Source organism: Oceanobacillus sp. CF4.6, from assembly GCF_051262635.1.
GTDB lineage: Bacteria > Bacillota > Bacilli > Bacillales > Amphibacillaceae > Oceanobacillus.
In genome coordinates, this window is sequence record NZ_JBIMEX010000002.1 from 353,154 (window position 1) to 376,533 (window position 23,380).

Consider the following 23,380-nt stretch of genomic DNA (forward strand, 5'->3'; position numbering starts at 1 on the left):
ATTGAAATCAATCCAATCTTTCTATAATCGTTGCATTTGCCATGCCATGACCCTCACACATTGTCTGTAAACCATAACGCCCACCAGACCGTTCCAGCTCATGCATCATCGTTACCATCAACCTTGCCCCACTCGCACCAAGGGGATGACCAAGTGCGATCGCACCACCATTTGGATTAAGCTTATTCGGATCTGCTCCTGTTTCTTTCAGCCATGCGATTGGTACGGAAGCAAATGCCTCATTCACCTCGAAAACATCAATATCCCCAATTGTAAGTCCAGCTTTTTTTAATACCTTTTCTGTTGCAGGAATAGGTCCAGTCAGCATTAACGTTGGATCAGATCCGACTACAGTTCTAGCCATTACTTTGAATTTTGGTTTTAGCCCCAGTTCTTCAGCCTTTTCACGAGACATTAATAGAATTGCTGCCGCACCGTCACTGATTTGGCTTGCATTACCAGCTGTAATCGTTCCATCTTCATCGAAAGCAGGCTTTAATCCAGCGAGCTTCTCGACAGAAGAATTCTCACGTGGTCCTTCATCTTCTTTTATCATAATTGGAGTTCCGTCAGCACGCGTAAATTCAAGCGGCATAATTTCTTTTTCAAAATTTCCTTTGCTTCTTGCTGCAAGTGCTTTTTCATGACTTTTTACTGAAAATGCATCCATTTCTTCCCGGCTTATATTCCATTTCTTGGCGATCCGGTCAGCTGAGAGTCCCTGATTAATAATTTCATATTTTGATGTAAGCGTTTCGCTCAGTTTAACACCCTGCTGATTGGAACCCATTGGGACACGAGACATATTTTCAATACCTGCTGCAACAACGACATCCATGTCGCCACTAATAATCGCCTGGGCAGCAAAATGAACTGCCTGCTGACTCGAACCACATTGCCTATCAATCGTTGTTCCTGGTACTTCTACTGGATAACCTGCAATCAAAGCAGCTTGTCTACCAATATCAAAAGCTTGCTCCCCAGTTTGGGTCACACAACCCATAATCACATCCTCGACCAACGCTGCTGAAATTCCTGCCCGTTTGATTACTTCTTCCAATGGTTTAGCTGCCAAATCCTCTGCTCTAATTTCACTTAAACTTCCATTCCTTTTCCCAACCGGTGTACGAACCGCTTCAACAATAACTGCTTCTCTCATATACACTTTCCTTCCCATTTTTATTTAGGCTGCATTCGGATTGCTCCATCAAGTCGGATGGTTTCTCCATTCAGCATTGGATTTTCAATAATACTTTGAACCAATTGTGCATATTCTTCAGGTTTTCCAAGCCTTGGAGGAAACGGTGTCATTTTCCCAAGTTCCTCTTGAGCCTTTTCTGGTAACGTTTCAAACATTGGTGTCAGAAAAAGTCCAGGTGCGACGGCCATCACCCTAATTCCAAGCGATGCAAGATCCCTGGCTATCGGCAATGTCATACTAGCAACCCCACCTTTTGAAGCACTGTATGCTGCCTGACCAATTTGTCCTTCAAAGGCGGCAACGGATGCAGTATTAATAATCACTCCACGCTCATTTTCCTCATTCACCTCATTGGATGCCATTTTAGCGGACGCCAATCGAATTACATTAAACGTTCCAATTAAGTTAATCTGTATCACTTTAGAGAAATTTTTTAAATCATGTATTCCTTTGCTGCCATAGGTCTTCTCTGCAATCGCAATCCCTGCACAGTTAACGACTGTTGTAATCTTTCCAAATGAACGAACCGCTTCATTTAATGCATTTTCTACACTCTCTTCATCTGTTACATTGGTTTTTATGTAGATTGCACTTTCTCCAAGCTCGTCAGCCAGTACCTTTCCTCTTTCTTCATTTAAATCCAACAAAGCAACTTTTCCTCCATTTGATACAATTCTCCTGGTCGTTGCTTCTCCAAGTCCGGATGCTCCACCGGTGATGACTGCTGCGCTGTTTTTTAGCTTCATAGTTACACCTCTAATTAAGTCAATTTTTTTAAAAAAGAATGCGGGGTAAATGATTGGATATAGGTAATGGTTCTCTTTTGACTACCTTTTATCGGTTGAATAGCCTTCCGTTGTACATTTTATTGGGAATCAAATTCTGAGCTATTCATAGTGTGACCCAGGGATTTCCGGCAATTTTGATCGTAATTAAGTTTTTTAAAATTATACATTAATGGGTAAATCTAGTTGTTGGGTGCTTTGTATGTTTTCAATACTGTGTTCAAGTAGCATTTGGTGACTTTGAAAGAGCAGATCTTGTTTATCTTTGTAGTAATAGTTAATTGATCGTTTTGTCATGAGGAGTTTTGGAGCGCTTTCTTCTGTAATTCGTTGATGGTCTCATTCAGTTAATGCGGGCTGACTTATTTATATTTCCTTTACTATGTTTTTCTCGGTAAAGACTAAGCAGTCAATCTCCCTCTTTAAATTTTGCAATCGTTTACATTCATTTTAAGGAGTGAGGTTTTGAATGTCAAGCAGGATACTGGAAATTTGGAATAATCAGATTCCCTACACACCTTCTATAGTTTATTAAAATGTTCCCCAGTTATTTCTCTAATCCTACTTTCCAATCTTGGTGGATATGAAATCAAAAAGGAAGAAGATGGTCCCCCTGATTTTAAAAGATCAATCATAGGGGAGAATGCCACTTTATTTCTATCCATTCCAGGAAACATTCTCTCTAATTCGTTAAGTACTCCTTTTGATCCGACCAGCCAAACAGTTACATCTTGAAGATGACATATTTCCTTAAAAACAGATAATGGTGCAACAGCATCGACTTGAAATACCACCTCATCTCCAACCAAAGGCATACCAATCAAGGCAACATGTTGACTTTGCAGGTCTCCTTGTTCTGTATTGCTTACAATTGATTTTTTTCCAATTACATTGATTCCAATTGCCGATTGGGATAGCGAAAAATTACTTTCCGTACTTCCTGTAATTGGTATGTTTTCCATATCAAGTTCTGATAGTCCCCTTTGTATCCCTGAAATAAGTTCCTCCCATGGTTCATTTCCGCAAAAGTTTTGAATAACCACTGAAATAGGAGAAGCTCCTGATGCCATACATTCCATTACTGCCACTCTAAATGAATAGTAACTAACCATTTCATATGGAACCTTAACGACATCTTGTTCCTTCATTCCAATCGCTCCACTATTATCACTTGTAAGCACAAGCACTTCTTCTTTATTAAAAGGAATGACAATTGAGTCTCTCATCCCTTCACTCCTCCTTTATAATAAACCCCTTGAAAAATAGAGTTTAAACGTGGAATAGCAATATATGCGATAGCTGTATTTAGGAATGAACCAATTAATATAGAAGGAACAAGAGCGATATAAAAGGCAAAATCAAATAAAAAAACAAAAGGTAAAGGGGCAACAATTGCATTCCCAATTATGAATATCGTACCAGCTAAGATCTTTTTTCCACTATTAAAAAGAGATGCGAATAAGGAAACAAGCAAAGCCATTTCTATTGCAATAATAAAATGAAGGGGTCCTAGTGACATCCCACCAATTAGTGCTGATACCATATGTCCTAAACCACCAACAACGGCTCCTGAACCCGCCCCAAAAAACGCTGCAGCAAGTAAGGCTGGAAAAGCATCTAGTGCCACACTTCCAATAACTGCGGGAACTTTTATCGCTGCCCCTATCACAGATAAAGCGATAAATAATGCTAATAAACTCAATCTTAGTACACTCACTTTAAAATCTCTCCTTTATTTTCCATCTACTTCCTGGACTTAATCGTTTGATTGATTCCGTACCAAATCACATCAACCTGCTCACAGCTATCAGATAAATCTTGGTATATCCATCCAGTCAGATCCCGCCAATTTCTATCACTTTTATTCATAGGAACAATTCCTTTGGTAATATCTGTGCCAATGACAATTATTTTTCGATTGGAATCCGCATTTTCCCATTCCAGCCAACGATCTAATACATTTCTTAAATAATCTCTTGCTTGGTTGATTGTCATTTCTTCACATAATTTTTTCGCCCATATTTCTATGCCTTCTAATACAACAACTGGGCTCGATAACATTTCTAAATCCTCTTTCAACGGATTTCCTTTATAAGCAGAAATCCACTCACAACCGGGATAGTTCTCTTTCACCCATGTCCGTTTCCCATTAAAAGCACCTCCTGTAACGAAATGCAATGTTCGCGCCTCCTTAATTGCTCTCTATTAAACTGAAGTACATAGCCAGTTCCATGAGGGATATTCCACTCCCAAAATTCTTTTTCTATTAGAGAAAAAGAACTCAACAAATAACGAATAACCCCACCATGTGTGACAATAAAGCATCTTTTTGAATCCTGTTGAAGAATTAGATCAACCAATCTATCCCAGCCTTTCCAAACCCTAACTGTAAACTGTTCAAAAGATTCACCGCAGGGAGGGGAATCGGAGAATATGTTATTGATCCATTGCTGATATTCCTTAACATCTTTTAATTCCTCGTATGTCTTCCCTTGAAATGTTCCGAAATTTATTTCTCTTAACTCGGTAAAAATGACTGGTGTTACATTTGAAAATAAAAACTCCATGGTAGACAAACATCTTTGTAAATCACTGGAAACAAATAAATCATAGGATTGCGGATTAAATGTATAATTAGACAATATCTGAATTGCTTCTTTACATAGTGGAGAATCATTCCACCCCAAATAAGCTTTCCTCTTATTTTCCTCTGTTAGCCCATGACGAAATAATGTAATAGCCACAGTGTCATCCATAAGAAAATCTCCGTCCCTTCTACAGAGGCTCCAAGTACATCTCCAGTAATCCCGCCGAACCATTTTACAGATTCTCGACGAATGAACATATAACATCCGAATGCAACCACAACTAATAGGAAAGCAGGAAAAACAGAATAGGTATTTAAAAAAGCGTATAAGCCGATAAGAACAACCAAATAAACCGGATAAATTTTCAACGTCCCTGGTTTACCCGCCTTTTTAAAAAAAGCTGCTAACCCATCCTTCTTCGCCGCTGGTACCGTTAATAGCGTGGTACCCATAACCCCTTTACTTAAAAAGGGAATGAATAAAATAAACATATAAGACAATTCATTTACTGAAGTGGTAATTTCATAAATAAATAAAAATCGCAAGCTTAATAGAATAATAACCGACAATACACCAAAAGCACCCACTCTTGGATCCTTCATGATTTCCAGCCTTTTATCTTTGTTTTGGTAAGAGAAAAAGGCGTCACTGGCATCCATCCAACCGTCCAGATGGATGCCACCCGTTAAAATAATGGTAAATAGCCAGACAAAAAAAGCTGCCGCAAAGGCTGAAAAAGGAGTCCATTCTACGAGTGAATATAAAAGCAAACTGTATAATACACCTTGAAACAAACCTAATAGAGGAAAAGTTTGGATACTTTTCTCAATATGAACTTGATCCATTGGTAAAACTCTCTTCATAGGAAGTGAAGTTAAAAATTGTAAATTGATGAAAAACCCTTTTAACATTTTCATTTTCTTCTGTCCCATTCGTACATGATGTCTTTTATCCTTTTCCAATTCAGATGACTTTTCATATTGAAAGCAAGCTTATCATATCTTTCCTCTTTTAAATCTTGTGTGTATACTATTTCCTTTATGGGTTTTTGTTTAGACTTGCGGATTTTATTCAACCATTCGTTTCTCCACTCATCATTATGAAAAAGATGATGGATATTCGTACCAATGATTTTTCCGTTAGGACTGTAATATCCTTCCTCTTTGCCATTCTCCAGTTCGAGAAAGAAGGTATCCTTTTCAAAAATCTCAGTTTTCCCCAAATGGATTTCGTACCCTTCAATTGGTCTGTTTCCATTTAAACTTGTATTATGATGATAATGCCCCTTCACTCGAACCGTTTCTTTTTCTTCATAAAAGACGGTTTGTGCAGGAATAATGTGTAATCCTTTGACACGAATCCCTGGGACTCCCGTATCCGAACCTATTTGGTCAATAATCTCTGTCCCCATCATTTGAAAACCACCACAAATCCCAATCATGTATCCGCCTTCTCTAACGAAATCGATCAGTTTTTCATCTAACTTTAACTCTATTATGACGTTTAAATCATTGATTGTACTTTTTGTACCTGGAATGATGACCGCATCTGGCTGACCGAACTCAGAAGCGTCTTTAACAAATCGAACCGAAATATCCTCTTCATAGAGGAAGGATTCGATATCACTGTAATTCGAAATGTAAGGGAGATGAATGACCGCAATATCAATTTCCCTTTTTCCTCTTTGGTAGATTTGTTTTTCCATCGATAAGGAATCCTCCCCATCAATCCGATGATCCACCATAAAAGGAAGAACGCCAAGAACGGGAATGCCTGTTTTATCTTCGAGCCACCTCACCCCATCTCGGAATAACTCTATATCTCCACGAAATTTATTGATGATTAACCCCTGTACTCTTTTTCTTTCATCTGGAAGAAGAAGCTCCAATGTGCCGACAATATTTGCAAAGACTCCGCCACGGTCAATATCCGCTACTAAAATGACTGGAACATCGGCTAATTCTGCAACTTTCATATTAACGAGTTCTCTGTCCCTCAGATTGACTTCAGCCGGACTGCCTGCCCCTTCTATGACCACAACATCAAATTCCTTTTCTAAGTGATGAAGAGATGTGCTGATAACCTCTAACCCTTTTTTATAAAATTTTTCTCGGTAGCCTTTACCAGATAACGTCTCTGTTGCTGTTCCAAGCAGAACGATTTCTGATTGGAAGTCCGATCGGGGCTTTAGTAAAATCGGATTCATCCATACCGTTGCTTCTGTTTTAGCCGCTTCAGCTTGTATCCCTTGGGCTCGTCCAATTTCTTCCCCATCGATTGTTACATAAGAATTATTTGACATATTTTGTGATTTGAAAGGCGTTACTTTCACCCCTTCGTTTGCTAACAATCGACATATTGCGGTTGTAATGAGACTTTTTCCAACATCAGAAGCAGTCCCCTGAATCATCAGCCCTTTCATGGTTGATCCCCCTTCATTAACATTGGTATACCAGCTTCAACGACATAAGATTGATCCGCAATATTCACGATTTCCTGGTGTAACCTCCCTATTAGCTGACAATACGTAAACACTAATTTTTTTTCATGGAAAGGATCAAATAAGACCTCATTGCTAACAATAATCAGTTGATGACAACTTTTTTCTATTGCTTTTATTCCAGTTAAAATACGACGGAAAACCTCTTTTAAATAGGATGCACTCCAATCTTCTTGATTGGAAAAAAGTTCATTCGTTAAAAGAATTGTCAAACAATCTAGCAGGATAATATCCTTTTCCTTAAAACAAGATGCCAACCACTCGATATTCATTGGCTGTTCCCATGTCTGCCAATGAAAACCGCTTACTCTTCTGTCCTTTTGATGTTTTAAAATTCTCTTTTCCATCTCACGATCAGACGGCATTCCTGTTGCAATATAATGAAGGGAACCGCCAATTTCAAATGCTCTTTGAACAGCTATTTTCTCGGCGAAATTGCTTTTTCCACTCCGTACCCCACCAGTTATAAAGGTTATGGAAGCTGTTTCCACTCTGTTAGCACCTCCATCAGCCGATTATTCTCTTTTGTACCTTTTATCGCAAACCGTAACCATTTGCCTTCTAAGCCAGGGAAATTATATGTATGTCTCGGAACAATTCCTTTTCTTAACAGAAATTTAAAAAGCGACATCTGTTCTTCTACTACCGGATCTCGCAATAAATAAAAATTAATCTGTGACGGTGAAACGACAAAACCTTGCCTATGAAAGAAGGAAAATAACTTTTCGCGTTCCGTATGTACATAATTGATCGTGTTATCAATAAACCAATCATCTTGTATGCAAACTTCCCCTGCTAACATTGCAAGCATATTCACACTCCAATGTGGTTGATAGGCTCCAATTTTTTCAATAATAGATTGACTCGCGAGTAGATAGCCAAGACGTAATCCAGGAATAGCAAACATCTTCGTCATCGAACGAAGAATGAGTAAATTGCTGTAATCTTTTAGCAGAGGTGTAATCGGCACGTAGTCTTCCAAAAAGTCATAGAAAGCTTCATCGATGATAAGATAGGTATTATTTTGATGACATTCCTCTACTAGCTTGATGATTGTCGAATTAGAATACCGTACTCCAGTTGGATTATTTGGATTGCATAAAAATACTGCATCCATATACTTTAGCTTTAAGGCTATTTCTTTCTCATCCAGATCCCAGTCAGGTTCTTTTAAATGATGATGAAAGATGTGGCAGTCATTTTCATGACATGCCTTCTCATATTCCGAAAAGGCCGGTTCCACGATTAACACATTTTTACCAGCCAACAATCTTCCTATTAACGTAATAATTTCTGACCCGCCATTTCCGATCAGGATAGATTCCATATCTACATTCTCTTTACTCGCAATCTGTTTCTTTAAAACACGTGCATTTGGATCCGGATAATCATTTATCTTATAATAAAATTCTGTCCATTTTTGCTTGAGGATTTCAGGCGGTCCTAAAGGATTAATGTTTGCACTAAAATCTATCAATATTTTTGGTTTCACAATTTCCATTTTCTTATATAAATATTGAGGATTAGAACCATGTTGTGGCCAATTCAAACAGTACCCCTCCAATCAATAACACAATTAAAAATAAAAGGCTTGTTCGCAATAGAATCGTGTTTGTTAGTAAAATATGTTCTTTTATTAACGGTACAATCGAGTCTCCCATTTTTGCTCTATTGGAGATTATTCCTTTATAATAATTTACTCCACCAAGCTGAACCCCTAATAGGGCAGCCACTGCTGATTCCAACCAGCCGCTATTCGGACTTGGATGTCTTAATGCATCCCGGAATAAGATTCTCCATGCTCTTTTCCTGCTCATGTTGATAGGCTTGTTTCCCAATAAAATAAGGAAAGCGGTTAGACGACTTGGTATCCAATTGACTAAATCATCAAATTTAGCAGAAGCCCAGCCAAATTCCAGGTACTTTTCATTTTTATATCCAACCATCGAATCACAAGTATTGATTGCACGATACATAAAAGCTAGAGGAGCTCCCCCAATTAATCCCCAGAATAAGGGAGCTGTCACACCGTCACTTATATTTTCTGAAACCGTCTCAACTGTTCCTCGAACAATTTCGCCTTCTTCAAGGTTATGTGTATCTCTTCCAACAATATAGGATAGCTTAAGCCTTGCTTCTGCCATCTCTCCATTTTTAAGAGGTTGATAGATTTCAAGGGCTGCTTCTTTCAGACCTTTTTGTGCGATAGTAGTGGCAATCATCACACTTTCTACAATGATTCCAATCATTGGATGAATGCGATAGAAAAACCACACAAGGAAACTCGTTATCAGAAAAGCAACACTGATGATGAGGAAGACCATCACCATTCCTTTCCATTTACGGAAATTCCCTTGATTTAACCGTTTTTCCATAAGGCTAATCCCACTCCCTATCCACCTAACTGGATGTGGTAGCGCGGGGGGATCACCAATAACAAAGTCAATTAGAAAGGCAAACATAATAACAATTAGATGATTTCCCATTAGTTTTGAATCCCTTTAATAGTTTTTAAAAACTTCCTTACTTACATTCATAAAAGAGCAAGGCACCTTTACTTTATCTCCCAAAGTCTATAATTCAATTCCTTTAACAGCTTTTACTCCTTCGTTGTAGTAATGTTTTTCAGCTTCCACTACAGATACGAGATCGGCTACATTCCTAATTTCCTGCTTCGCGTCTCTTCCTGTAATGACAAGGTGAACATGTGCAGGTTTGTTTTCAATCATGTCCATCACTTCGTTTAATGGTAAAACATCATCGATTGGAAATGTATCAATCGCTAAAGCATTGTTTAATTCATCTAAAATCACTAAATCATATTCTCCACCCATGACGGTATCTCTAGCTATCGGCCAGGCCTTCTTCAATGCTTCCCTATGTTCCTCCGGTGTTTTTAACCAAGTAAAACCAATTCCTAGTTGAACCATCTCAACACCTAACTTTTCAAGTGCAATTTGCTCACCATATGACCGTCGCGGTGATTTAATAAACTGAAGGATTTTTACATTAAAACCTCTGCCAACCCCTCTTAATGCTAAACCTAAAGCCGCTGTTGTTTTCCCTTTTCCATCCCCTGTATAAACCAATGTTAGTCCTTTTCTATTTCTCTTTTCATTTCCCATAATGCTAAAACCTCCTGTAATTAATAGATGGAAACACAATGAAATTTCACGTTAGATTCGTTCCTAATATCTCAAACACTTTACTCAGTTAGATTTTTATTACTGTTTTACACGATTACCTCTACATCCTTCTCGTTTCAATACATTTTTCAATCCAATTACCAACGATTGCTGGACAAGAGGCAAAATGAATATATGTGAAACCTGCTACTAAGTTGTAAGCTAAATAGCCTTCTCTATTTTTCCCTCTCATACCTTTTGTCTCGTATGCATATGGAACATCTTCTTCAGCTGATAGATAGGTAGAATAATGAAATTCATGCCCCCTTGCTATGTGATTTCTAAGTAAAAAGTTATTTTGGTGCCCACTGATTTCTCTATAACCTAATGCAGCTAATGTGGACTGCATTTTTATTTCACCTGGAATGATTCCCACCATCTCATGTTTCTTCTTTTCCGTCGTTTCAATGGATTCTGTCAAATACATGAATCCCCCACATTCCGCTAAAGTAGGTAATCCATTTTCAATGTTAGTTTTCAATGATTGTTTTGTTTTATGATTGGAATCAAGTAAATTAGCAAATTCTTCAGGAAATCCTCCACCAAGATAGAGTCCATCCACATGGTCTGGCAACACATCATTTTCTAATGGAGAAAAATAAACGATTTCTACACCGTTTGCTTCCATTATTTCTAAGTTCTCAGGATAATAGAAGTTAAATGCTGCATCTTTCGCTACCGCAATTCTTAAGGAAGTTTCTCCCTTTCTATCAAAAAGTGAAAGTCCTTTACTTTCTGCTAATGGAGCAGCAACCGATAATTCAAGGAGTTTATCAATGTCTACTGTTTCAAGGACCAAATCTCCTAATGTATTTAAGAGTGGATCAAGATCACCTTTTTCAATAGAAGGAAGAAGTCCTAGATGTCTCTCAGGGATTTCAATATCAATTTCGTGTTTTAAATAACCGATTACAGGAATACCACATTCTTGTTCAATTGCCGTCTTCACTAACTGAAAGTGACTTTCACTCCCCACACCATTTGCTATCACACCTACAATATTTGTTCCATCTGAAAACAATTGAAACCCTTTTACAATCGCAGCAGCACTTCTGGCCATACTCGAGCAATCAACAACAAGCAGTACCGGACTTTTTGTTATCATACTAATCTCTGCAGTAGTTCCTTCATTTGTTTCTGGTCCTTTTCCATCAAAAAAGCCCATCACACCTTCGATAATAGAAATGTCAGCATTTTTACTCCCATGTGTAAAAACATCCAGCAGGCTTTCTTTCGTTAACATCCAACTATCCAGATTACGAGACAACCGGTTTGTAACCGCTGTATGATAGGAAGGATCAATAAAATCAGGTCCACATTTAAACCCTTGAACCTCTAGTCCACGCTTTTTTAAAGCCGACATGATACCAATCGATAAGGTCGTCTTCCCGACACCACTACCAGTTCCCGCTATTACCATCCGTCGTTCTGTCATAGTAAGCCCCGCCTTTCTAGTAGAATCCGTTATTTTTGAACTCTCTTTAAGTATTTCTTTACTGCCTTCTTTGTTGCATGATATACCAACTGACCAATTCCTTTTCCCACAGGTGTTCCTGACCCGGCATAGGGCGTGACATCCCCTTGCTGTGTAAGGGCTAGAAGCAAAGCATCTGTTGATGTACCAGTTGCAATTGTAGTCGACTCGGAGTCTCTTATATCAAGGTCTTGTAAGGCCTTCACTTTTGCTTCTGTTGCAGACATGTAGCCATTTACAAGTGCTCCATCCGTAAAATGTGCATCAATAAAAACCATTGTATTTATCGTACCAATTTGGGAGGTAGCGTTTGCTGAATACCGAGACGATATATCAACAGCATTCCCAACTCCAGCAGTTACAACGACCATTATTTCAATGCCTTCCATTACTTTTATTTCCATAACCATATCTTCTAGGTTGACAGCTGTCATCATTCCGACAGCCTGCTCATGAGGTATTTGGTATGTATCCATCCAAGCTTGCAAATCCTTCTTAGGATCAGAGCAATTATAGTGCTTTTCAACATGAAAGTTACAAAAATGCTTTAACCACTGTATCCCTTCTCCTATGACCCCGTTGGATATAGTTCGTAAGGCTTGGTCAAATTGAATATGAATATACGCATTGCTTTTCACTATTTTATAAGAACTATCAAAGTCATATTGATTATTCTTTGTAGTGTGTTGTGGTGTCATAAGAATTTGTGGTTTCGGTACAGCTGGGTGTGACTGTGTTTTCACCTCGACCTCGTACACCTTTTTTAATTGATTTTCATTCCTTAATGTGTCTACATCCCCGACTTCTAATAATCTTCCTTTTTCAAGTAAGCCAATACGATCTGCATATAGGGAAGCTATGTTTAAATCATGTAATATAGCAAAAATTGTTAATCCCATTGTCTGTTGTTGTTCCTTTATCAAATCCAACATATGGAATGTATGTTTGATATCCAAATGATTGGTAGGCTCATCTAAAAGCAAAATTTCAGGCTCCTGTGCCAAAGCTTTTGCCAACAGGACGCGTTGTTTTTCCCCACCGCTAACCATTCGCAATTGGGTATTTCGATACTGACTTATTTGAGTTAATTCCATGACATCTTCAATGACTTTTCGATCCTTTTTTGACAACTGCTTAATGATTCCCTTTTGATGCGGGTAACGTCCAAGACTAATGATTTCCTCGACTGTATAATCAAATGAAACTTGGACTTCTTGTGTTAGTACGGACACTTTCCTTGCCTTTTCAAGCTTCGAAAGAGACGCTATTTCTTTTCCAGATAGAAGAATTTTCCCCTTCTGAATGGGCAGTTGACCTGTAATGAGTTTAAATAATGTTGTTTTACCACTCCCATTTGGCCCGAGTAGCATAAAAAACTCTCCTCTGTCAATTTCTAGATGAAGGTCTTTAATAATGGGGGTATTTTTATATCCGCCTGCTAAATTCTCTATTTTAATCATGATTCTACCCCTTCCTATTAATCCTTTCTCGAACAAGTAATACCGCAAAGATTGGAGCACCAATTAACCCTGTAATGACACCAATCGGAAGTTCACTCGGAGCAATGATAGTTCTTGAAATTAAATCTGCTAAAATTAGAAAAGCTCCCCCAACTAGCATAGATAATGGCAGGACGTGTCGATGGTTCGGACCTGTTACAAGTCTAACGAGATGGGGAATCACAAGACCAACAAACCCTATTGAACCAGAAACCGCGACAGAAGCACCTGTTAATAACGATGCACCAATTAATATAAATATTTTCCCTCTTTTTACATTTACTCCAATGTGATCAGCCGCATCCTCACCTAATGCTAGTGCATTTAACTCACGATAGTGAATGAGAAGAATAAAGATGCCAATAAGCATAAAGGGCAGGATTAGCTGAACGTGACTCCACCCCCTCATGGCAACACTTCCATATAGCCAGTAGATAATTTCCATCATGGAATCCTGATCTGCTAATGAAATGATTAAAGATACGATAGATCCTATAAAAGCACTTACAATAATTCCTGCCAGGATTATCGTTTCAATTGCTAAACCTTTATTGCTTAATCGAACTAAGCCAAATACAATGAGCAAAGATATAAATCCACTAATAATTGCAAATATTGGAAGTGTGAAACTTCCTAATCCAATAATGGTTACCTGAAAAAACAAAACGAACACTGCCCCTAAAGCAGCACCTGATGAAACTCCAATTGTATAAGGATCTGCTAATGGATTTCGTAAAAGTCCTTGAAAGGCAGCACCAGCCAATGCTAGAGATGAACCAACACAGAGTGCAAGTAAAACTCTTGGTAAACGGATGTTCCATATGATCATTTCTTCATTTTTAGGAATATCGTTCAGCCATCCAATATTTAAAGCATTTTCAGAAACGATATGTAAAATTGTAGGAATGGGGATGGTTACACTGCTCTCCAATAAACCAAGGAGAGCTGTACCAAGTACAAGCCCTCCACTTAAAACATACAACCAAACGATTTTACTCGTTAAATACTTCCGGATAGATGAGCTCAGCAAGTGTCTCCACCCCTTCGATTAGGCGAGGACCTGGCCTTGTAACCGTATCGTTATCAACATCAAATACTTGTTCATTTTTCACGGCAGGAACCTCCGCCCATCCCTCACGAGACAATACTTCTTCCGCCGGATTTTCTATATAGTACCCATAAGTCGTAATAATAATATTTGGTTTTAAAGTAACAATTTCCTCTTCTGTAAGTTTCACCCATCCCTCTTCTTCTTCTGCAGCATTTATGGCGTTAATCGACTCTAGCATTTCATGCATAAACGTATTTTGACCTGTTGTAAAAATATCTGGGGCTGGTGACACTTCAACCCAAACTTTCTTTTTATCTGTAATAGATTCTGCTTTCTCTTTAATAGATTCGAGGCGCTCTTGCATATCTGTAATCATTTCTTCCGCCTGTGCTTGACTTCCTGTTGCAGTCGCAATCATTTCAATCTGGTCATATACATCGTTGAAAGAGGTTGCGCTTCCAATAACTATCACGTTAATTCCTACTTCTTCAAATTGGTTCAAAATATCTTGATGATTTTCGTAATGATAATCAGTAACAAGTGCTACATCCGGCATAAGCTTTAGAATAAGTTCCGCATTCATATCTTGTGCACCAACCTTTTGAATTTCCAGAGCCTCAGCGGGATAGTTATCATAGTCTGAAACACCAATTATTTTATCACCTAATCCGAGGGCAAATGAAATCTCGGTATTACTAGGTTGAATTGAAACAATTGATTCAGGTTCGGTTTCAATTGTAACCTCTTGATCAGCATCATCTGTAATTGTTACCGGAAATAATTCTTCATTTCCTTCTTCTAATTCCTTATCAGTATCCTCATTTGTTTCTTCAACATCAGATACACCTGCTTCACCTTGTGTTGTTTGTTCTTCCTCCTGTGCACCACACCCTGCAAAAATCATAATACTTAATAAAAGAACAAGACCTAATAATCCCCACTTTTTAAAAAAATTGCCGCGCATCTTTTCTCCTCCTAATATTTTTGCATAAAAAAACGCCATTCCCTATGGAAAAGCGTAAATGTGAAAGGTACATATGTATTCTAAAAGCAGGTCTGTATGACACAAAACCTACGAGAGATAGATTACGATGCACTTTAAACATTCCTTTTCCTCGAGGAAGCTTAAAAAACAAATAGGCAGGTCTCCTGACTTACGAATCAACGGTTGGTTAACCCTTCCCATGTAAATCACACAGTGGGTATTTTTTAACCTTCCTCATCGCTCACAGTGGCGGGACCGTGTTGGTTTTGCACCAACTTCCCTCTTCGTTTTAAATGAATCTCCATATTGGAGTCATTTAAAAACCTATTTGTCTGATTATTTTTTATGTTAATGATAATTATAGAATAGTTCCTCTTTTTTGTAAATTGAAAACCCTAGCGTGGTAAGAATGCTTTATCGTCCGTTATCTCAGTGACTCTAAAAAAACTCAAAGAGGCTATCAAAGTTATACAAATGAATACTGGTAATAAGACAGTTTGCTCCACCAGTAATGACTGCTGCACTGTTTTCTAGTTTCATATGTTTCACCACTTTACTAGTGTATTATTCTTACTTGAAAGATTTTGTTATGGTAATGGGAAGTTGTTTGACTACTTTCTAGTGGTTATGTTAAATAGTTTTTTTCAAAATCTATTCAACTTTCTAAGATTGTTGTTCATCTTCCTTTTTTTGCAACTAAAATAATGTTTTTTTACAAAAAGCAAAACTTTGGTGTATATAATTAAGATAGAATGATAATTAAAGGAGATGAATGGACTTGAAAATCAGAGAAATGAATCCTGAAGAAATAGAAGCGGTTCGAAGCCTTCGGTTAAAAAGTTACAAGGAACATGAACAATCGGTTCCAAAAGAACATTGGGAAGTATTAAAAAGCACCATTCTTTCGGATAATGATACCAAAAACAATGCAAAAATATACGTAACCGAACTAGACGGTCGTATTGTCGGGAGTGTTGTTTTGTTCCCTCCCTCTATTCAAGCGTATGAATTTAGCGAGAATGTTCAAGAATATCCAGAAATACGAATGCTTTCGGTGGACCCGGATATTCGTGGAAGAGGAATCGGAAAAGCGTTAGTGGAACATTGTTTAAACGTTTCAAGGGAAGAAAAACACGCACAAATCGGTCTTCATACTGCCTTTTTTATGAAACAAGCGTTATCTCTTTATGAACGTATGGGATTTAAGCGTCTTCCGGAACTCGATTTAGAACCGATGAATGACGGAATCATTGTAAAAGCCTTTATTATGAATTTTAAAAGGAGCTCTTAATGAGCCCCTTTTTTTGTTTTACAGGCATGTAAATTTAAAGGGGATGCGTCAGGTGTTGCACTACTTTTAATTATAAGTTTTTTTACTAAATTGAAACAAAATAAAATAGGACAATTAAAAGGTTGGTCTGTTGGATTTGCAATTTCAGGATTTATTTTGACGCCTACAGGTGGTCATATGACTTTAAGTTGGGTTCTTGCAGAAATCAGATTCCCGTTCGATGACATTATATTTGGTGAGCCTTCCCTTGCATTCGGAGTAATGCTTTTAGGGATTTCTGTACTTTTATGGAGAAAATCTAACATTTATATGAAACATGAAAATATTTTGTGTACTTGAAACAATTGCCTACATACCCGATCCACATAAACGATTGAGAGTTAAAGCTGGAGCCTCAATAGGAACACCAGATTTCAAACCAATATGTCTAGCCAAATAGGAAGATGAAATATTTGTGTGAATAACGTTCCCAAAAGAAACATCATATCCCAATCCTCCTCGGAGACATCCATAGCAAAACTGGTTGATAAAACACCAGCATTATTAATTAAAATATCAATTCCCCTAAAATGACTTACCGTTTCTTCAACTATTGCATAAATAGATTCATTATTTCGTAGATCTGTAACTGCTTCTCCATCTTAAATCATGAAACTCTTCTCAGATTAATTTAAAATTATCTCGTGTCGGCTCTACCTTTTTAACATAAAGACTACAATTATTTTTCTTCATCCCCCCTATTTATCGTACAAATGTTTTTCCAATTCTTCCTTAATCTCCACTGGAATTGACTCTGAGCGCTGTTCCTCTACATTGAAATTCACATATACTGCTTTCCCTTTAGCACAAAGTGTTCCACCTTGGTGAATTTCCTCGTATAATTCTAAACTGGAATTTCCAATTTTCCTCACCCAGGTTCGCACTTCCGCTTCTTTTCCAAAATATATTTGACTGAGGTAATCCACATTGATATTTAAAATAATCATTTTCCAATTATCAAAAGAATGATCAGGAGTAAACAATTTAAAAATTGGATTGCGTGCCGCTTCTAGCCAAATTGGAATTGTTGTATTATTAATATGTCCTACGCCATCGGTCTCTGAAACTCTTGGTTCGATTATTGTTCGGTACATCGTTTTTTCTCCCTATTCTATACTTTTTAGTTTTCCATCATAGCAATTTTGATAAATTTCGCGAATATCTTTTTTGGTTAATTTTTTCGGGCTGCGATTTAATAATCTAGTTTGTTTTATACCATTTTCCGTCAGAGTTTCAATATCATTTTGCTTTATATTGTATTCTTTGATTGTCGTTGGTAATCCCACGTCTTTCACTAGTGTTTGTAAACTTCGAACAACGTCAATCGCTATATTTCTATCACTCTTCCCACCTAAAGGAATACGTAAAATTTTTGCAACATGGTTCATCTTATCGATACACGAGGGCCAAATATGATCATAAACATACGGAAGCAACACTGCATTTGATTCCCCGTGGGGAAGCTTAAATAACCCTCCCAACGGATAGGCAAGTCCATGGACCCCAGCAACCCCAGCATTATAAAAGCTCATCCCAGCCATGAGGCTACCTAGCGCCATTTCCCCTCTAGCCTTTTTATCGCTTCCGTTCCAAACTGCTGTACGGATATTACTAGCAATTCTATCCATTGCTTCAACTGCTAACGTGTCGGTTAACGCAGTTGCATTTACCGAAGTGTACGCTTCAATCGCGTGGGTAAATGCATCAACACCGCTAGCAGCAGTAACTTTTGGGGGGAGTGTGTATGTTAAAACTGGATCCACTATCGCATAATCAGCAAGTAAATATTCGTGCGTTATGACATCTTTCGTTTCTTCTAATGAAAAAACGGCAATATCTGTTACTTCGGCGCCAGTTCCTGCAGTGGTAGGAATGAGAACCTTTGGCAAACCTTTAGTTTGAAATGTTTTCGTTCCAGTTAAATTCAAATAGTCTTCTACTTTTCCTTCGTTTTCCGCAAGAACAGCCGCTGCTTTCGCTAAATCGATGGCACTTCCACCACCAACACCAATCACTAAATCAGGATTTTGATCTCTTACTTTTTCTACTATACGATTTCCTACCGACAAGGAAGGTTCTGGTACAACGTCTGTTGAAATTTGAACTTTCAATTCCAATCGATGAATAATCTCAATTATAGGCTCAATTACATTCAGTTCCCTTAAAATCGGGTCTGTAAGTAAGAAAATATTCTGTGCATTCCGTTCTTTTAGGATTGTTTCTAACACATTTATGGACCCTTCCCCATGATAGATTTTTTTTGGTGAAATAAATGCCTTCATTTCCTTCCCCCTGTATCGTTATTTTGCAGTGTATCTTCCATTAATAACATCAGCATCTCACTAGCAATCGATAAAGTTCCTAATGTAACTGCTCCCATCCAGACGCACATAGTTTTTCCATTGTCATTGCAGGAGTTTCATTTACAATATCTGCTTTAAGGGATGTTTGACGTGCGAGTATCCTTTTTCTGCAGCACTTTACACGATCCCTTATGATTGTTTCAGTTAAAGAAATGAGGTAGCATATTTTTTCCAGCAAATTAATGATAATCTGGAGTATGAAAATCTACATAAGGCTGAAAATTCGATTCAGCTTGCGCAAGATGATTATCTATTTTCAAACTCCCTTTCTATCAATTAAAGCATTACTTATGTGTAAATTCAGGTTTTCTTTTTTCGATAAAAGCACTCACACCTTCTTTAGCATCCTGTGTAACGAAAATCTCATCAAAAAGCACCTTTTCCTTTTGTAAACCTTCTTCAAGCGAAAGTTGACTACCTACGTTCACTAAGTGTTTAATTCGACTCAATGATTGTAAAGATTTATTAGTGAATTTTTTAGCAAGTTTTGTGGCCTCCTCTATGCCACTTCCTTTTGATATTACATAATTCACAATACCGATTTCTTTAGCTTCTTCAGCAGATAATGGTTCACCCGTAAACATGACCTCTTTAGCTCTTGCATTTCCAATAAGTCTCGGCAACCTTTGTGTGCCGCCACCACCTGGAAGGATACCTAAATTAATTTCAGGTAAGCCTACTCTTGCGTGATCTTCAGCAATGCGAATGTCACATAATAAAGCAAGTTCCAATCCTCCACCTAGCGTAAATCCGTTTAATACAGCTATTGTTGGCTTCGGTATATTTTCAATCCGATTGAATACTGCATGTGTATCGACTACACCCTTATTCGCTCCTCTATCTGGAAACTCTTTAATATCCGCTCCAGCCATAAATGCCTTCTCTCCATTACCTGTTAATATAACTGCGATAACTTCATTGTCCTCAGCTAGTGTCTGAAATACTTCGTCTAACTCTTTTGTAACTTGCATACTCAGAACATTCATTGGTGGATTATCAATCGTTACTGTAGCAATGCCTTCACTTTTTTCCATTTTTATTAATTCTGCCATAATAATTTGTCCCCCATCGTTATATTTTGTTTTATTAGTAGTAAAAATTGATGTTAGCTAATCTTTAATTAGAATCCGCATTAAATAATCAGAAGCTATATTAGCCAATTCTTCTTTCGTCATCTCACCGTCAGGAGAATACCATTGTAGCATCCAGTTCATCGCCCCTAAGATTAAATTTCTAGCTATTCTAACATTTACTTCGTTTAGAATACGCGATTTAATTCCTAATTTAATTATTTCGTCATAACATGCAGCATATTCTGAACGTAATTCTAAAATAGTATTTAATTGATCACCATCAAAGAAATGCTCTGGCTTCATTCCTGCATCAAACCCAGCTTTTTCTTCGAGGAGATATTCAATATGTGATTGCAATGCGTTTCTTAACTTTTGCTCTAATGGTAATTCGCGTTCCATAATTTTATTAAATCTATCAATACTATTCTCTAGCAGCATTTTATAACTCTCATACAATAGATCTTGTTTATCTTTAAAATAATAGTAGACAGAGCCTTTTGTCATTAATAGTTTTGCTGCAATATCTTCAATAGTTGTATTGTGGTATCCCTTTTCATAGATAACACTAATGGCAGATTGAAGAATTTCTTCCTTTTTTTTGGCTGTTTTCTTATCTCGTAGTGACATACCCTCACTCCTTTCCTATTATTTTAAAAATAATTTCATCTAATCAACCCCAGTATTGATATCGCTTACAATTTTGTTGTTTACTAGAAATTTAATTCAATTTATCACTCTATATGGATGCATGGCAACTTAGATATCATTATACACATTCAATTTTTGAAACTAAAGAATTCTTTAATTTAAACATACTTACCATACGCTCATAACCAAATTTTTGACCTCTAGTTCGAGATTTTTCGTATTTATAACAAATTCATTTCTTTCACTTTTAATATCAATTAGTATATTTTCAATCAAATCAGGGATGGTTTCTTTTGCAACATTAAAATCACTTAGTTTATGAGGTATTTCAAGATTAATGACTAAATCTTTTATAAATATCGGTGCTTTTTCCGCCCTTGCTTTTATCGACCGCCTGGTATCTGAAACAGACAAAGTATCCGTAATTTGTGCTAACCGGTCGTACGCTCTTGGCAATAGAAATTCCATTACGGACGGTAGCATAATTGCAGAAGTAATGCCATGCGGAATATTATACATAGCTCCTAATTGATGCCCGATACTATGCGAGAGCCCTAATTTTATATTATCAACAGAGAATAGTGACAGCCATGCGCCTATTTGACATTGTAATCTATACTCCAATTTATCTGGGTATTGTTTCGTTAGGGGTAAATATTGATATAATTTCTTCAGGGCAGCAAGTGCCAGAGCTTCATTGACTGGACTAGGTATAGGAGTGTATTGGGTCTCCACTGCATGATCGACAGCTCGCATACCTGTTGATAGCCAAAGCCATTCTGGTGTATCCATTGTAAATGTAGGATCTAGAAATACCAGCTGTGGTGTCATATTTAAATGATGGAATTTATATTTAACCAAATCTCTCTTATTTGTTGTTCCTGCAATACTTGTAAATTCAGCAGCTGATAAAGTGGTTGGGATTGCAAAATGAGGAATATAATTTTCCATCAGAGTCTTATTTCCCCTTATATTTTGCGAATAAGTATATAGTTCTTCCTCAGTATCAATATTCTCTGCCAATATGAGGGAGAGTATTTTCGCACTGTCTATCGCACTCCCACCTCCACAACTAATAATGAGATTTGGTTCGAAATCTTTTATTTCTTTAATATCCTGCATAAGAACGTCTCCAGGAACATGTTGCTTCATCATCATCGTAAATATTTCTATTCCATTAGCCCGGAATTGATTTACCATCCGATTATATACATTGGTTTTCAACAAACTTTTAGTTGTTACGATAACAGCCTTATTTCCGCCAATCCTTTGTATTTCACTTATAAGTTTCTCTTCTACAATATTTAGTCCATAATGCACACGGTCCACGGGAAGAAATTGATACATCATTTAAATACCTCATTTCTTGTGCTTTAATAAGTAACTTAATCGGCTATTTAAAAGTACTTTGGGATAACTAAAACAAGAAGTAGAGTCTCTTCCTTATTTATTTCTTGATACAATCTCTGCCGTTTCTAAACACGGAATAAACCCTACTTTTGATGCGTTCTTTTATAACCCCATATTCTTTGCGATAATACCTTTCATGATCTCATTTGTTCCTGCGTAAATTGGACCGACTGCTGCGTCACGATATCTTCTAGCAATCTCATATTCTTCCATATATCCGTAGCCACCATGAAGTTGCATACATTCAATGGAAGCTTTTCTCTCTAAGTCAGTCGTCCACCACTTCGCCATCGAGACCTCATCCACTAAATTTTCACCTTCTATATGACGCGTAATTAGCTGATCCACAAATACGCTCCCTATCTCTAATTCTGTCTTTATTTCTGCTAGCTTATATTGTGTGTTTTGGAATTCCCCAATACTTTTTCCAAAGGCTTTTCTTTGTTTCACAAAATCAAGGGTCAAATGGAGCATTCTTTCCACAGTAGCGATACTTTGAATCGCTACAATTAATCTTTCTTGTTGCAGCTTTTCCATTAAATAATAAAATCCTTTATTCTCTTCTCCAATAAGATTCTCAACAGGTACAGGTACATCTTCAAAAATTAGTTCACTTGTATCGTTTGCATGCTGTCCCATTTTTGAAAGTTTATTCCCTTTCGTAAAACCAGGTGTACCTGCCTCGACTAGTAATAGACTAATTCCTCTATGCTGTGGCTTAGCTTGTGGGTCTGTTTTACATACAACAACTACCAAGTCTGAGGTGTACCCATTTGTTATAAATATTTTTTCTCCATTTAATATATATTTATCTCCATTTTTAATTGCAGTGGTTTTAATATTAGCTAAATCAGATCCTGCTCCAGGCTCTGTCATCGCTATAGCACTGATGACCTCTCCACTTATCGCTTTAGGCAACCATTTTTTCTTTTGTTGCTCCGTTCCGAATGATTCTATATATGGAATGACAATATCACTATGAAGATTTACTCCAGATGCTAATGCAGTTCCAACTTTAGCTAATTCCTCAGCTATCACAGATGCATATCTAAAATCCGTGTTCAATCCACCATATGCCTCATCTACTTGAGGACATAAATAGCCTTGCTCACCCATCTTCAGCCAAAAAGAACGTGGGATTTGCTTCTTTTCTTCCCACTCTTCATAATTTGGAACAGCCTCTTTTTCTAGGAATTGTATCAGTGTTTTCCGAAACATATTGTGTTCGTCATTAAAAATTATTCGTTTCAAAAAAAAACCTCCTTCTATAAAATTAAACTTCCCTTGA

The 23,380-nt window shown here is 37.4% G+C and carries 24 protein-coding genes, 2 pseudogenes and 1 riboswitch; of the genes and pseudogenes, 2 read left to right on the plus strand and 24 right to left on the minus strand.

Translation table 11 applies throughout. The features are described from left to right. Nucleotides 1-7: 7 nt before the first annotated feature. From ACHABU_RS05300 to ACHABU_RS05375, 16 genes are all read right to left on the minus strand, one after another. Entirely contained in the window at nucleotides 8-1,159 is a 1,152-nt protein-coding gene (locus tag ACHABU_RS05300) for a thiolase family protein (RefSeq protein WP_435763053.1), read from the minus strand. A 20-nt stretch (nucleotides 1,160-1,179) separates the two neighbouring features. Beyond that, complete coding sequence (locus ACHABU_RS05305) at nucleotides 1,180-1,947, minus strand: 3-hydroxyacyl-CoA dehydrogenase (protein WP_435763055.1); 768 nt, start codon at nucleotides 1,945-1,947, stop codon at nucleotides 1,180-1,182. 560 nt (nucleotides 1,948-2,507) lie between these two features. Beyond that, on the minus strand, nucleotides 2,508-3,212 hold the full coding sequence (locus ACHABU_RS05310) for an ATP-binding protein (RefSeq protein WP_435763057.1): 705 nt from the start codon (nucleotides 3,210-3,212) through the stop codon (nucleotides 2,508-2,510). Continuing rightward, nucleotides 3,209-3,703, minus strand: a complete 495-nt coding sequence (locus ACHABU_RS05315) for an ECF transporter S component (RefSeq protein WP_435763060.1) — start codon at nucleotides 3,701-3,703, stop codon at nucleotides 3,209-3,211. Before ACHABU_RS05315 ends, ACHABU_RS05310 begins: the two co-directional genes overlap by 4 nt. A gap of 26 nt (nucleotides 3,704-3,729) precedes the next feature. Continuing rightward, nucleotides 3,730-4,164, minus strand: coding sequence for a bifunctional adenosylcobinamide kinase/adenosylcobinamide-phosphate guanylyltransferase (locus ACHABU_RS05320; RefSeq protein ID WP_435763062.1), 435 nt, complete (start codon nucleotides 4,162-4,164; stop codon nucleotides 3,730-3,732). Continuing rightward, nucleotides 4,116-4,742 (minus strand): histidine phosphatase family protein, encoded by a 627-nt coding sequence (locus tag ACHABU_RS05325; RefSeq protein ID WP_435763064.1) that lies wholly within the window; start codon nucleotides 4,740-4,742, stop codon nucleotides 4,116-4,118. Before ACHABU_RS05325 ends, ACHABU_RS05320 begins: the two co-directional genes overlap by 49 nt. Beyond that, complete coding sequence (gene cobS / locus ACHABU_RS05330) at nucleotides 4,700-5,419, minus strand: adenosylcobinamide-GDP ribazoletransferase (RefSeq protein ID WP_435763067.1); 720 nt, start codon at nucleotides 5,417-5,419, stop codon at nucleotides 4,700-4,702. The genes ACHABU_RS05325 and cobS overlap by 43 nt, the downstream gene beginning before the upstream one ends. A gap of 68 nt (nucleotides 5,420-5,487) precedes the next feature. Then, nucleotides 5,488-6,996, minus strand: coding sequence for a cobyric acid synthase (locus tag ACHABU_RS05335; RefSeq protein WP_435763069.1), 1,509 nt, complete (start codon nucleotides 6,994-6,996; stop codon nucleotides 5,488-5,490). Then, nucleotides 6,993-7,565, minus strand: a complete 573-nt coding sequence (locus ACHABU_RS05340; protein WP_435763071.1) for a bifunctional adenosylcobinamide kinase/adenosylcobinamide-phosphate guanylyltransferase — start codon at nucleotides 7,563-7,565, stop codon at nucleotides 6,993-6,995. The genes ACHABU_RS05335 and ACHABU_RS05340 overlap by 4 nt, the downstream gene beginning before the upstream one ends. Continuing rightward, entirely contained in the window at nucleotides 7,547-8,623 is a 1,077-nt protein-coding gene (cobD, locus tag ACHABU_RS05345; protein ID WP_435763074.1) for a threonine-phosphate decarboxylase CobD, read from the minus strand. Before cobD ends, ACHABU_RS05340 begins: the two co-directional genes overlap by 19 nt. Next, nucleotides 8,598-9,560, minus strand: a complete 963-nt coding sequence (gene cbiB, locus ACHABU_RS05350) for an adenosylcobinamide-phosphate synthase CbiB (protein ID WP_435763076.1) — start codon at nucleotides 9,558-9,560, stop codon at nucleotides 8,598-8,600. Before cbiB ends, cobD begins: the two co-directional genes overlap by 26 nt. 87 nt (nucleotides 9,561-9,647) lie before the next feature. Beyond that, on the minus strand, nucleotides 9,648-10,199 hold the full coding sequence (locus tag ACHABU_RS05355) for a cob(I)yrinic acid a,c-diamide adenosyltransferase (RefSeq protein WP_435763078.1): 552 nt from the start codon (nucleotides 10,197-10,199) through the stop codon (nucleotides 9,648-9,650). Between the two features lie 121 nt (nucleotides 10,200-10,320). Further along, the gene (locus ACHABU_RS05360; RefSeq protein ID WP_435763080.1) at nucleotides 10,321-11,694 is read right to left on the minus strand and encodes a cobyrinate a,c-diamide synthase; all 1,374 of its coding nucleotides are present in this window, start codon (nucleotides 11,692-11,694) and stop codon (nucleotides 10,321-10,323) included. A 29-nt stretch (nucleotides 11,695-11,723) separates the two neighbouring features. After that, nucleotides 11,724-13,193 carry an adenosylcobinamide amidohydrolase gene (locus ACHABU_RS05365; protein ID WP_435763083.1) on the minus strand — a complete coding sequence of 490 codons (1,470 nt, stop codon included), beginning with the start codon at nucleotides 13,191-13,193 and terminating at the stop codon, nucleotides 11,724-11,726. Between the two features lie 4 nt (nucleotides 13,194-13,197). Further along, nucleotides 13,198-14,262 carry a FecCD family ABC transporter permease gene (locus ACHABU_RS05370; protein ID WP_435763085.1) on the minus strand — a complete coding sequence of 355 codons (1,065 nt, stop codon included), beginning with the start codon at nucleotides 14,260-14,262 and terminating at the stop codon, nucleotides 13,198-13,200. After that, the gene (locus ACHABU_RS05375) at nucleotides 14,225-15,247 is read right to left on the minus strand and encodes an ABC transporter substrate-binding protein (protein WP_435763088.1); all 1,023 of its coding nucleotides are present in this window, start codon (nucleotides 15,245-15,247) and stop codon (nucleotides 14,225-14,227) included. The genes ACHABU_RS05370 and ACHABU_RS05375 overlap by 38 nt, the downstream gene beginning before the upstream one ends. Before the next feature lie 158 nt (nucleotides 15,248-15,405). Next, nucleotides 15,406-15,611: riboswitch (cobalamin riboswitch) on the minus strand. Nucleotides 15,612-16,046: 435 nt separating this feature from the next. Between ACHABU_RS05375 and ACHABU_RS05380 the strand changes: the two genes are divergently transcribed. Further along, the gene (locus ACHABU_RS05380) at nucleotides 16,047-16,559 is read left to right on the plus strand and encodes a GNAT family N-acetyltransferase (RefSeq protein ID WP_435763091.1); all 513 of its coding nucleotides are present in this window, start codon (nucleotides 16,047-16,049) and stop codon (nucleotides 16,557-16,559) included. Between the two features lie 63 nt (nucleotides 16,560-16,622). Then, nucleotides 16,623-16,898, plus strand: a pseudogene (locus tag ACHABU_RS05385) (DUF981 family protein); the annotation flags it as partial. Nucleotides 16,899-16,907: 9 nt separating this feature from the next. Here the strand turns inward: ACHABU_RS05385 and ACHABU_RS05390 are convergent. The 8 genes and pseudogenes from ACHABU_RS05390 to ACHABU_RS05425 all read right to left on the minus strand — a co-directional run bounded on the left by ACHABU_RS05390 (nucleotide 16,908) and on the right by ACHABU_RS05425 (nucleotide 23,343). Then, the gene (locus ACHABU_RS05390) at nucleotides 16,908-17,051 is read right to left on the minus strand and encodes a hypothetical protein (RefSeq protein WP_435763093.1); all 144 of its coding nucleotides are present in this window, start codon (nucleotides 17,049-17,051) and stop codon (nucleotides 16,908-16,910) included. A 44-nt stretch (nucleotides 17,052-17,095) separates the two neighbouring features. Beyond that, nucleotides 17,096-17,161: pseudogene (locus ACHABU_RS05395) on the minus strand (hypothetical protein); the annotation flags it as partial. Nucleotides 17,162-17,296: 135 nt separating this feature from the next. After that, the gene (locus tag ACHABU_RS05400) at nucleotides 17,297-17,692 is read right to left on the minus strand and encodes an acyl-CoA thioesterase (protein ID WP_435763096.1); all 396 of its coding nucleotides are present in this window, start codon (nucleotides 17,690-17,692) and stop codon (nucleotides 17,297-17,299) included. Between the two features lie 12 nt (nucleotides 17,693-17,704). Beyond that, entirely contained in the window at nucleotides 17,705-18,880 is a 1,176-nt protein-coding gene (locus ACHABU_RS05405) for an iron-containing alcohol dehydrogenase (RefSeq protein ID WP_435763098.1), read from the minus strand. A 365-nt stretch (nucleotides 18,881-19,245) separates the two neighbouring features. Next, on the minus strand, nucleotides 19,246-20,013 hold the full coding sequence (locus ACHABU_RS05410) for an enoyl-CoA hydratase (protein WP_435763100.1): 768 nt from the start codon (nucleotides 20,011-20,013) through the stop codon (nucleotides 19,246-19,248). Nucleotides 20,014-20,070: 57 nt separating this feature from the next. Beyond that, nucleotides 20,071-20,661 (minus strand): TetR/AcrR family transcriptional regulator, encoded by a 591-nt coding sequence (locus ACHABU_RS05415; RefSeq protein WP_435763102.1) that lies wholly within the window; start codon nucleotides 20,659-20,661, stop codon nucleotides 20,071-20,073. Between the two features lie 189 nt (nucleotides 20,662-20,850). After that, on the minus strand, nucleotides 20,851-22,032 hold the full coding sequence (locus ACHABU_RS05420; protein WP_435763105.1) for an iron-containing alcohol dehydrogenase: 1,182 nt from the start codon (nucleotides 22,030-22,032) through the stop codon (nucleotides 20,851-20,853). A 162-nt stretch (nucleotides 22,033-22,194) separates the two neighbouring features. Beyond that, nucleotides 22,195-23,343, minus strand: coding sequence for an acyl-CoA dehydrogenase family protein (locus ACHABU_RS05425; protein ID WP_435763107.1), 1,149 nt, complete (start codon nucleotides 23,341-23,343; stop codon nucleotides 22,195-22,197). Nucleotides 23,344-23,380 lie beyond the last annotated feature (37 nt).